This is a genomic window from Photorhabdus aegyptia (genome assembly GCF_000612035.1).
In the GTDB taxonomy this organism is placed as follows: Bacteria; Pseudomonadota; Gammaproteobacteria; order Enterobacterales; family Enterobacteriaceae; genus Photorhabdus; species Photorhabdus akhurstii.
Map to the genome: position 1 here is coordinate 22,934 of NZ_JFGV01000060.1, position 8,343 is coordinate 31,276.

2 protein-coding genes are annotated in these 8,343 nt (G+C 48.9%); one reads left to right on the forward strand and one right to left on the reverse strand.

The genetic code is table 11. The annotated features are described in order from the left end of the window. Positions 1-6,480 (forward strand): S8 family serine peptidase, encoded by a 6,480-nt coding sequence (locus BA1DRAFT_RS16705; RefSeq protein WP_036781438.1) that lies wholly within the window; start codon positions 1-3, stop codon positions 6,478-6,480. 314 nt (positions 6,481-6,794) lie between these two features. Here BA1DRAFT_RS16705 and argA read toward each other — a convergent pair whose 3' ends face one another. Continuing rightward, positions 6,795-8,132: an amino-acid N-acetyltransferase gene (argA, locus tag BA1DRAFT_RS16710; RefSeq protein WP_036781440.1), complete on the reverse strand. Its 1,338-nt coding sequence runs from the start codon at positions 8,130-8,132 to the stop codon at positions 6,795-6,797. Between the last annotated feature and the right edge of the window lie 211 nt (positions 8,133-8,343).

Here is an 8,343-nt window from a genome sequence, read left to right on the forward strand (position 1 = left end):
ATGGAAAAGAAGTATACCGTAACCTATAAAGTTGCTCCGATGGGGGCTAAGTATATTTATCAGGCCGATAAGAATAAGCACAAGGCGGGAGATGTACATTCTTCGTTTGGCGGTCATATGTGGTATGTTTTAAGTGACGGGAACGGAAATGAAAAAAGTTACGGTTTCGAGTCACGGTATGATGAACTGTGGGGCGAAGGGCAAGTAACGAATAATGATAATGCCGCCTACCAAGAGACCTCTTACAAAACCACCGTAGAATTGTCTGAATTTCAGTACAACAGGTTAAAAGTTTTTTCAGAAGACCCATCGTTAGTTGGATTTGATGCTAAGCATTACAACGTGGCTAAAAACAGTTGCGTGGATTTCGTATTTGCATCATTAAAAGCCATTGGCTATAACGAAAAAGGTTCCAAGGGAGAACTGTTCCCTAATCATAATCCTATGCATTTGCGTGATATGTTGCAAAATAATGGAAGTCGAATTATCCGTGACAACTTGAGTCGTTATATTCGTTATAGTGATTTTTATTATCTGGACGATGAAAGTGGTCGAGCATGTTTATGGCTTAGACCAGAGGATACTAAAATCACTCTACCGATGAAGCCATTGATTAACATCGATATCGTGTCCACGCCAAAACCTCTGCGGTATATTCAGGGCGAAAACAAAGCTCAGCAGGATGTTGCTAACGGGTTTATACAAAATTCCGCAACCCATAAAATGTCTGCCCGCGGGGATATGCTCAATAAAACAGACTTCACTTCAACCCAAATGGCTGGCCTTGCCACCGGTGGTATTCGTCCCGGTGAAATGCAGCTTGATCCCAATGTCAAGCCCAACAGCTATCTGTCGGAGTTCTACAAGCCTTTCTACCAACCCGGAGACATCAGCAAGCTGGACTTTGGCTTACGCAATGCTGTGACGTTGAATGGCTTGTCGGCGATGACAACGTTTAACACTTATGTTGACCCGCTGTTATTGGATCTGGGCGGCAATGGTGTGCACATGACCGACATTCGTGACGGCGTGCTGTTCGACATGGATAACAGCGGCACGCTTAAGCGCAGCGGCTGGGCGGATCGCAATACCGGGATATTGGTGATCGACGATGGTAGCGGTCAGATAAAAAATGCCAGCCAGATGTTCTCCGAATACTACGGTGGTAAGGCCGGAATAAACGGTGCCGCTGGCGAAAAAAAATTCAAGGATGGTTTCGGTGCTTTAGCCAGTGAAGATGCTAATAAAGACGGAGTGATTGATCAGAATGACCCGATCTGGAGCAAGCTGCGGGTTTGGGTCGACAGTACCCGCGATGCGAAAGTCGGTGTGGGCGAACTCAAGACACTGGCGGAATTGGGTATTACTCAGATAAACGTCCGGGCTTCGAACAAAACGGAAGTCCGTGATGGGAATAAAGTTGTTGCCAGTGGATCGTTTACTATCAATGGTAAAACTCAGGAAATGCTAGCCGTTGATTTTCTTGGTGATACCGTTAGCAACACCCTGAGCACTCAGGGGGCTGGTACGAAAGTGACTTCCACCACCAACGATATCACTACCACGGCTTACGCCAGCCAGAGTGAAACAGATGAAACCCTAAATGCGGAGCAACTGGGAGTAAGCAATCTGTATGGTGGCAGCGGCAATGATACGTTGATTGCGGCAAAAACTGGTAGCTGGCTGGTCGGGGGCGCAGGGAGCAATACCTATGTCGGTGGTACCGGCGATGACGTTTTTGTTATCAGCGCTTCTGACGATACGAAAAACATTCACGGCAATGGCGGGCACGATACGGCGATCATTGTCGGTAACCAAGGCGTAGAGCTGAACATGGGTCAAGCCAGTTTAACCATCGCCGAAGGAGGGAGCGGCAACGATACTATCATAAGCGGTAGTGTCAACGGTGTCTTTATCAAGGGGGGCTCCGGCAATTCGACTCTGATAGGTGGCATGGGTAACGACGTCCTGGTCGGCGGCAGCGGGCACAACACCATCGTTGGTGGCACGGGTAAGTCGGTTATCTATGCCGGTCCTCAGGGCGACACAATCTATGCTTCCGAAGGCGGCAGCATTATTCACGCTGGCGGCGGCGATGATAAGATTTTTGGCGGTTTTGGTGACGATGTGATCGAAGTGGGTCACGGCAATGCTACGATTGATGGGGACGGCGGGATCAACATCGTCAGCCTGCACGGTAACCACGGCGACTACCAAATTACCCGTACCGACAGTGGGTATGTAGTGGCCGATAAGGTCGCCGGGCGTGACGGCACGGTCACGCTGAAAAATATCCAAAAACTCAATTTTTCAGATATTTCGGCGGTTGATTTACAAACACCCAATGCGATGCCTGTCGAGGATGTCCTCACTCACGACAAGGACGGCAAGGTTTTTGATCGTACTCAGCCACATCTGATTGCCGCAGAAAGTCTGTTGGCTAACGATCAACACCTTAACAGTCAGGGTACCCTGCGCATTGCCAATGTTGGGGATGCGATAGGCGGTACGGTCAAACTCACAGCCCAGGGCGATGTCTTGTTTACGCCGGATGCAAATTACACCGGTGTCATTAGCTTTAAATATGGTGTAACTGACGCAGCCGGGAATCCGTCAGCATCGGTAGTCGATCTAAGCAGTGGGGAAACAGCGCCGATGCGCGCCGTTGCGACATTACTGACCCCGGAAGTCCCGCTTGATCCATTAGCTGCTCAGCAATGGTATTTGAGCGATGCCAACATTCTGCCGGTCTGGAAGGACTACACCGGCAAGGGGGTACGCATTGGTCAGTTCGAGCCGGGTGGTAAGTTTGCTACCGCGCCTGAAATATTTGATGTCAATCACCCCGACCTTGCGGCGAATGTCGACAAAGCCTGGTTGCAGACTCAACAAACCAATGGCACCTTGCCGAATGTGGTCTCCAACCACGCGACGATGGTGGCGGGTGTGATGGTCGCGGCGAAGAATAATACCGGTGGCGTCGGGGTTGCCCATGATGCTACGTTGGGCGGCTATTATCTGGCTAATGATGGAGCCGATCTTGCGGGACTGGGGCATATGGTCAGTTTTGATATTGCCAACAATAGCTGGGGATTTGCCAACGATTTCGCGCTCAGCAGCTTTCAGGGCGGCTCCATAAATACTGCCGCGTCGCTGAGCATGAATGCGCAGTATGCGGCGGCTAATGGTCGTGGCGGGTTGGGTACCGTCATCGTGGCGGCGGGCGGCAACCATCGTGCAGAAGGCGGCAATGCCCAAGGGTCGCTGACCAATAACAACCGCTTTTCGGTGGAAGTCGGTGCAATCAATGCACAGGGCGATTTGTCGACTTTGCAGATTGGCTCCTCACCCTTCTCCAACCCGGGAGCCAGCCTGTTGGTTTCGGCGCCGGGCAGCAATGTCGTGTCTACCAGCTATATGCTGAAAACCGAACGTGGCTCAACTTTCGGCAATGACTATACCAGCATGCAAGGCACCAGCTTTGCCGCGCCGATAGTCTCCGGTGTTGTTGCGTTGATGCTTGAGGCCAACCCGAACTTAGGCTATCGGGATGTGCAGCAGATCCTTGCTCTATCCGCTCGCAAGATCAATGACCCCTCTACCGCATGGAACGATAATAGTAGCCATAGCTGGAATGGCGGCGGTATGCATACCAGCAACGATTACGGTTTCGGTCAAATCGATGCGCGAGCCGCTGTTCGCCTGGCTGAATCTTGGATGACTCAAAGCACCGCTGCCAACGAGTTCGTCTATAGCGCATCCAGCGGCCCTCTGGGGAAAACCTTGGCAGCAGGTGAAACGCTGACGTCATCCATCGCCATGAATGCCGGTCTGAATGTCGAACATGTCGAGATCGATTTTGACGCTCAGGTAGGCCGTCTTGGCGATCTGACGCTCAAACTGATCTCTCCTGATGGCACTCAGAGCATCTTGCTCAATCGTCAGGGTAAGGTTCCAGACGGCATGCCGGGCGCGAGTGCGACTGATCTAGGTAGTAGCCAGTCGGGGACGTTCAAATACAGCTTTATGTCGACCCATGATTTTGGTGAACGCTCGGCTGGCAACTGGACCCTACAGGTGAGCGATGCGAATTCCGGCCTGCCGGTCACATTAAATACCTGGTCGCTACGTTTGTACGGCAGCAAGAGCACCTCGGATGACACTTACTTTTACACCGACGAATATATCCAATCGGTGGTCGGGCAGGCCAACCGCGCGGTGTTGGATGATGCGGCGAATGGCGTGGCGGGAGGGCGTAATACTCTCAATGCGGCGGCTGTTTCGCGGGATACCTCGGTCAACTTGCTGACTGGCGTTGCCAACATTGGCGGCACAGCGTTGACAATAAAGAATCCGTCGGGCATTCAGAACATTGTCACCGGCGATGGCAACGATACGCTGGTTGCTGGTAATGCCGATGCATTGCTTGATGGCGGGCGTGGAAACAATACACTGGCAGGCGGTGCGGGCAAGGACTTCTTTGTGGTCCACCGCCGTGAGGCGGGTAGCGATATCATTAGCAACTTCGAGGCGGCTCGTGGCGAGATCATCGATCTGGTCGGATTTCGTGGAAAAACGTTTGCCGATCTGTTGCTGACGCAGCAGGGGGCGGATGTTAAGGTCGATCTGGGTAAGGGGCAGAGCATTGTCCTGAAAAATCAGACACTCGCCGGGATCGGTGCGGCGAACTTCAAGTTCCAGGACACCTTTATCGCCCCGGTGGCTTATACGAGTAGCGACGCCTCAACGCTCCAGCCACAAGAAGGCTTGGGAACCGTGATCCTTAAGGGCGGCGGCAAGGGCGTCATGCTCACTAGCGATGCTCAGGGCCAGATGAAATTTAGCTTGAATGGGACGATCTATAGCCATGACAGTGCGGCGTCAGACGTTTTTGTGGTGGCAGCCCAACTGGGTGTCAAGGACTACAAGAATGCATTACGTGGCTTCCGGCACGGCATTGATAAAATTGATTTGCGTCAAACCGGTGTCACTGATTTCAGCCAACTCACAATTGCTAAGAGTAATCGTGGCACGATCAACGGCCTGTCACAAATTCATGGCGTTGAAGTTATCTTTAATGGGGCCAGCGGTACTGATTCAAACGTGAAGTTACTGTATCTCGATACCTTGGACATTTCGCAGGTCGATGCGGCCGACTTCCTTTTTGCGGAGCCTACGCCGGATTTGGTCCCAGCGGTCAAGCCAGTGGTGACGCAATCTCTTGATAAACCAACGATTACTGTACCGGGTTCATTGACACCAATTGTCGCCCCCCTTGGCGTTGATAAGTCTTTACCACTTTCCCCTATCGACCTGAAGCCGATTAGTATTCCCCCAAGGAAGCCGGTTAGCATTCCCCTTATTGACTGGAATCTGACTAAAATTTCTTCTATTGATATTGACCGGGATATGATTAAAGTTACCCCTGTTAAGCTGGAGCCGATTAGAATTGGCACTGGCTTTGTCGACCTGAGGTCGCATTTTGACCAGAATGTTGACCGGATGTCACTGATTGACCGGAAGCCGACTAGCACTCCTCCTGTTGAGCCGCGCACAACGCTTAACGTTCCGAAAATTGAGCCAGCAGCGGAACCTACACCGGTGACTACTGACCCTAATTCCATTACGGTCGAAATGCCCTTTGCTAAGGTTACGTTGGGGGACGAGAGCAAGACTATCAATGTGGAAGCTATAGGTGGCAATGTGGTTGCCGGCAGCGGTGATAATAAGGTTAATGTGACCGGCCGGAATTCCAATATCACGCTAGGTAATGGTAACAATGTCATTGTCGGCAAGGTCGACAGACTAACAGTCGGACATGGTAATAATCGCATTACTGGCACGGGAATTTCAGCGAAGGTGAAAGTAGGGGATGGTAATAACAATATCGTGACTAGCGGTGATATGTCGACGGTAGAAGTAGGGGATGGTAATAACCATATCGTGGCCAGCGGTCGTATGCCGGAGGTGAAGGTAGGGGATGGTAATAACAATATTGTGGTTAGCGGTAGTACGCCAGAGGTGAAAGTAGGGAATGGTGATAACTATATCATGACCAGTGGTATTATGTCGAAAGTGAAAGTCGGGGAGGGTAATAACCATATTGTTACCAAGGGAACTATGTCGACGGTAGAAGTCGGACATGGGGACAACGATTTGGAATTTAGTGGTGATATGGGGGACTTGGTGTTCGGAAAGGATATTAGCCCTGAGCGTTTGTGGTTCCAGCATGAAGGGCAGGATCTGCAAATTTCGGTCATTGGCAGCAAGCAGGAGGTAACACTGCATAATTGGTATGCCAGTCCTTCCGAACGACCAGGTAGCATCATGGCGGGTGACGGTCATCGGTTGATGGACAGTAATGTCGAAAATCTTGTCCAGGCTATGGCTGCCTTCGCGCCGCCGACACCTGCGACCACAATGCTCGGCGATGTCGAGCAACAGCGGCTGCAACCTGTGCTGGCAGCTAACTGGAACTGATCGGTAATAAGGCCCGCGATGGTTATCGCGGGTCTTCATAAATAGGTGAATTGCGCCGTTTAAATGTAAGCGCCCCATATGAGGACTTCTGTCTTTCGACAGGCAAAATGTCTAACTTTTGGGGCGCGCTTTCATCATTTAATATGAATGGAAAATACAAAATAACCATTTATTTAATCGCCAAGTATGTCAGTCAGTGTGGAATTAAAAACAGATTAATGGTGTTGCGCTTATTATGTGAATCCAAGATGCCGTAAGTTTAATATCATTGCCGCTGAATTCAGGGCAATGTAAACCTTTCGGCATAAATACGTTTATTGTTGTGGTTCTAAATTCAGCATAAGAATCTTAGAACGGCGCTGATAGTTGTATAACACTTGTTTCTGAATCGGTAGCATTGAGAGTTCTGCTGGCTCAAAACCCCGTTCCTGGAACCAATGAATGCTGCGGGTAGTCAGAACAAACAGTTTTTCCAGTCCGAACTGTTTGGCGTGCTCCGCAATACGATTTAGTAATACTTCACCTCTTAAAGAGCTGCGGTATTTAGGGTGAACCGCTAAACAAGCCATTTCGCCAATTTTCTCCTCAGGATAAGGGTAAAGCGCAGCACAGGCGATGGTCAGGTTATCGCGTTCGATAATGATGAATTTATCAATTTCTCTTTCAAGTTGTTCTCTTGAACGGCGAACCAGAATACCTTGTTGTTCCAGTGGGCGAATAAGTTCGAGAATACCACCAATATCATTGATGTTAGCTCGGCGTATTTGTTCTGCGCTTTCCATCACTATTTGAGTGCCAATACCATCTCGGGAGAATAATTCTTGAAGTAGAGAACCATCAGCTTGATAACTTAATAAATGGCTGCGACGAACGCCACGACGGCAAGCTTTTACTGCACTCCGTAAAAAACGGATTGTACCTGAATAGTAGTCACCTTTAACTTCTAGCTCTTTAATCAGCTCTGGTGCTTGATTAAGGAAAACTTCCGATAGAATTTTTCCGTTTTTGTCTTGTACACCTTGAGTAGAACAGAAACCAATCAGTTTTTCAGCTTGTAGTTTGATAGCCAACTGAGTAGCAATATCTTCAAATGGCAAATTGAAACTCTCTCCAGTAACAGAAACTGCAACAGGGCCAATTAGCACGATTGCGCCATTGTCTAATTGGCAATTTATGGCATTCTCATCGATGCGGCGAATTTTTCCGCTGTGGCAATAATCCACCCCATCATCAACGCCAAGAGGTTGAGCTATAATGAAGTTACCGCTGACGACATTAATATTGGCTCCTTGTAACGGGGTATTATTCAGGTTCATAGAAAGACGTGCGGTAATATCCAGTTGCAGCAAACCAGCAGATTGTTTGACTAATTCTAATGTTTTATTATCGGTTACACGGGTATGTTTGTGGTAAACCGGTGTGTAATGATGGTCTGCAAGATTTTGTTCAATTTGAGGTCTGGCGCCATAAACGACGACTAGGCGGATACCCAAACTATGCAGTAATCCTATATCGTTGATGATATTAGAGAAATTTTCATGAGCAATAGCTTCTCCACCAAGCATAATCACAAAGGTTTTACCACGGTGTGCATTGATGTACGGAACAGAATGACGAAATCCTTCAACTAATTCGGTGCTGCGTTCTTTCATAACAGACTCTCGATTGAATTTTTATTCTTAATTTATGCTTTTTTATTCCTTTCGAGAGGAAATGGCAAGAGGCAATTCAGATAAAAACATTTTCATGTACCTGTAGACGTTAATAATTCCTGATTATCACTTAAATTCAGCTCCCATAGGCGTATACTTAAAATAAGTCTGTGTGGAGGTAAATGAAAATGGCTAAAAATCAGATTCAATT